This is a genomic window from Nocardia sp. CY41 (assembly GCF_009829325.1).
GTDB lineage: Bacteria > Actinomycetota > Actinomycetes > Mycobacteriales > Mycobacteriaceae > Nocardia.
Genome location: NZ_VUOS01000092.1, coordinates 1 through 3,241, shown reverse-complemented (window position 1 = coordinate 3,241; position 3,241 = coordinate 1). Strand labels below are relative to the sequence as shown.

General features: G+C 64.1%; 4 protein-coding genes. All 4 read left to right on the top strand.

The genetic code is table 11. The features are described 5' to 3' along the window. The first annotated feature begins 390 nt into the window (after nucleotides 1-390). The 4 genes from GVY64_RS36665 to GVY64_RS36650 all read left to right on the top strand — a co-directional run bounded on the left by GVY64_RS36665 (nucleotide 391) and on the right by GVY64_RS36650 (nucleotide 2,914). Complete coding sequence (locus tag GVY64_RS36665; RefSeq protein WP_159851254.1) at nucleotides 391-912, top strand: type VII secretion system-associated protein; 522 nt, start codon at nucleotides 391-393, stop codon at nucleotides 910-912. A gap of 60 nt (nucleotides 913-972) precedes the next feature. Further along, nucleotides 973-1,173 carry a hypothetical protein gene (locus tag GVY64_RS36660; protein ID WP_159851252.1) on the top strand — a complete coding sequence of 67 codons (201 nt, stop codon included), beginning with the start codon at nucleotides 973-975 and terminating at the stop codon, nucleotides 1,171-1,173. Between the two features lie 113 nt (nucleotides 1,174-1,286). Continuing rightward, nucleotides 1,287-1,805 (top strand): hypothetical protein, encoded by a 519-nt coding sequence (locus tag GVY64_RS36655; protein ID WP_159851250.1) that lies wholly within the window; start codon nucleotides 1,287-1,289, stop codon nucleotides 1,803-1,805. Nucleotides 1,806-2,092: 287 nt separating this feature from the next. Continuing rightward, a complete protein-coding gene (locus GVY64_RS36650; protein ID WP_236567547.1) occupies nucleotides 2,093-2,914 on the top strand; it encodes a DUF4158 domain-containing protein in 822 nt (273 codons plus the stop codon). The last annotated feature ends 327 nt before the right edge of the window (nucleotides 2,915-3,241 follow it).

The window sequence follows — 3,241 nt, the reverse complement described above, 5'->3', positions numbered from 1 at the left end:
CTACACCAGTACCGCCGCCTGGCCACCCGCTGGGAACGACGCACCGACATCCACCAAGGATTCCTCGACCTCGCCGCCGCCCTCATCTGCTGGCGAAGACTCCGCAACCGAACCTGATAGGAGCTCTTAACGCCAACCACTGCTCCATTGCTCCCCGAGGCCGTCGTCATGATCAATCACGACCACTGAGCCGGGAGTCACCAGCCGAAACGCTTAGCGCGACTTTCCGCGCAAATACTCACTTCGACCGGCTCCACCAGCATATCGCTCAGGAATGAATGTCCGGATGGCCTGCGAGAGCCATGGTTGCCGGACAGGTCGCTTTTGGCGGAGTTCGTTGTGGTGGGAAGCCGGGATGATCGTGTGGTCTGGAGTGTTTCCCGGGAGGATATGGTGGACGAGGCGGGGCAAGGTGGGGGTGAGCAGGAAAGCTGGGTCGTGCAGGTCGATCGACGCTGGAACCCGTCGAATCCTTCGGAGACACCTCCCTCATCGATGATCCTGGGTGGGTGGATGCTTGACGGCGACACCGCTGGTCCGTTTCAACCCAACCCGAACTACATACCTTCCGGCGACGATGTGCCGTGTGATCCCGTTGATGCGGTGCTGCGACTGGCCGCTGACGACGCGGATGATGTCGGCGCGGACATCATCTCGGCCATCCGCAACTCGGTGGTCGAAATTGGTTGCGACGAAGACGATCAACCCCTGATCGGGTTCGCTCCCGACGGTGTGGCCTGCATCGTCGTCGCCACTGCCGCCGTGTATAAACGCGGCGTCGAGGTGAAGCGCTGGAACGCAGCACCGGGGAGCGTGCTGCCGCAGATCGTGCCGACGAATGTCGACATCATGCTCAACCCGGCAGGTCCCGCACCGTTTCGGCTCCGTACCGAGGCGCTCGGACAGGATTGAGGATGGCTGGCGCCGCCGATCGTAAGCCTGTCCTCGCGATTGACCGAGACTGCCATGCGTGTGAGTGCGAAGTTCAGGGAAGGTACCCAGACGGTGCACCTGAGCGTCGCCGACGTCGCCGCGGACCTGCGCGAGTGGAACAAGCAACTGGGCACCCAGGACCGAGACTTGAGTAACCGGATCAAGGCGGTCCTCGCGCGTGACCCAGATACCCCGGTGCTCATGAGCAAGGACCGGACGCTTTTCACCCCGCCGATGTAGTCCACAGTCTGCCGATCCTCGGTCCGCGCCACGAAACAATCGGAGTAGCGTTTCCGTCGAAACGTACTGACGTTTTCGTCGCCCAGAAATGGAGCCGCGCAGGTCTCGACAGAGTGAGTCAGAGCTACGGCCTCACGGTCGGCCGACCCGCATGGCTCGATGCCATAACCGGTCGGAGCGCATCCTTACCGGCGTTGTGGCGCGACAAAGCGAAGACCGAGACAAGGCTGTTCTCCCAGGCACACGCCGAGCCGGACGGCTACGACATCATGGTCGATACCGGGCGCACGATGCAGCGCTTGAGCGTCAACGGTTACACCTTCGGGCGCGTGCTTGCCGCGAACGAGCACCTCTTGAGGGCAGTTCGCGCCAACCCGAAAAGCCTGCTGATCCAGATGTCGTGTTCTCCGGCCAGCGGGCCGGCTTCCCGTGAGTCCGCCCGGGCGCTACACGAAGCAGGGCTACATCTCGACGTGTACGCCGCCAACGAAACAGTGGAGTGGACTGCACGTCATGCGTACTTGAAGACCTACACCAACCTCGGTGTCAATATCCCGGCTGTTGATGCGGAAAGAATCGTTGGACCGCACTGGGAGGTGCACGAAGCGCCCCGGGGCCCGGCCGAGAAGTGATTGACCGCTCCGCCATCGGAGCCTCCACCAGCTCACCGACCGAACCGCAACAAGCGCAGGCGCCGCCAGGTGCACAAGCTGGCACCGATCGTCGACCAGCTGGCCTACGCATGCCGGCCGCCCACCACACTGCCAGGGGTCGCCGTAGTATCGGCCAAATTTCGGGCGGATATGACGTAGCTGCTGGTCAGTGGGTGCGGGAAGGGGGTCGGGGAGCAGATCCGCCCGATCCGGCGCTAAGCGCGAAACGGTGAGCGGTGTTGACCTGCAGGTGATTTCATGTCGGCGTGACCGATGAGGGTGGCTATGGCCGGTTTGGGGCGTTGTCCCGTGTTGAGCTGGAGCGGTTCTTCTACCTTGACGACGAGGACCGGAAGCTGGTCGCAGGGCGGCGTCGGGATTACAACCGGTTGGGGTTCGCGCTTCAGGTCGTGACGGTGCGGCAGCTCGGGATGTTCCTGGCCGATCCGCTCGACGTGCCGCCGGAGTTGGTCGATTATCTGGCCGAGCAGTTGGGTATCGAGGATTCCTCGTGTGTGAAGCGGTACACCGAGCGGGAGAAGACCAAGCTCGAGCATGCCTGGGAGATCCAGCGCGAGTACGGGTTGACCTCCTACGGCGAGGTCGAGTCGGAGTTGGCGGCGTGGGTTGCTGACCAGGCGTGGGTGATGGGTGACGGGCCGAACGCGATGTTCGCCGGCGCGGTCGACTGGCTACGTAAACGCCAGGCGTTGCTGCCGGGTCTGCGCACTCTGGAACGGTTGGTCACCGAGGGGCGCCAGGCTGCTGATCGGCGGTTGTGTGGTCAGCTGACCGGTCAGCTGAGCGCCGGTTCTGCGTCGGCGCTACTGGCGTTGCTGGCCGGCGCCCGAGGGCAAGCGCCGTGTCAGCGAACTGGAACGGCTTCGCCGGGGCGTGTTCCGGACCAGTTCCAAAGGGATGCTGGCGGCATTGGACCGCCTCGCCGAGCTTATCGCGGTGGGAGGACAGTCCCTGGATGTGTCGCTGGTTCCCCAGCGCCGAGTGATCGGACTGGCCACCTACGGATTGTCGAGCAAGGCTCCCCGCGTTGCGCCGCCTCAAGCCCCGCCAGCATCGGCTGGCGGTGATGGTGGCCACGGTGAAAGTGCTGACGGGTCGGGCGACCGATGACGTGCTGGAGTTGTTCGACCTGTTAATGGTCACGGATCTGACGTCGAAGGCCGAGCGGTCCTCGCGTGAGGAGAAGTTGCAACGGTATCCGCGGGCGGGTATCGCGTCATGCGGGCAAGCTCGCGGCGGCGGCCTCGGCGATCTGCTCGAGTCGCCCGCGGATGACCGCAGGGTCCGGTCGAGTCTTCTGCTCGGCCTGGTCCCAGACGGCCTGAGCACACCGGAACACCCCGATGATCACACTCAACGGCAAGGTGACGATCGCGCCGATCACCCCCACGGCC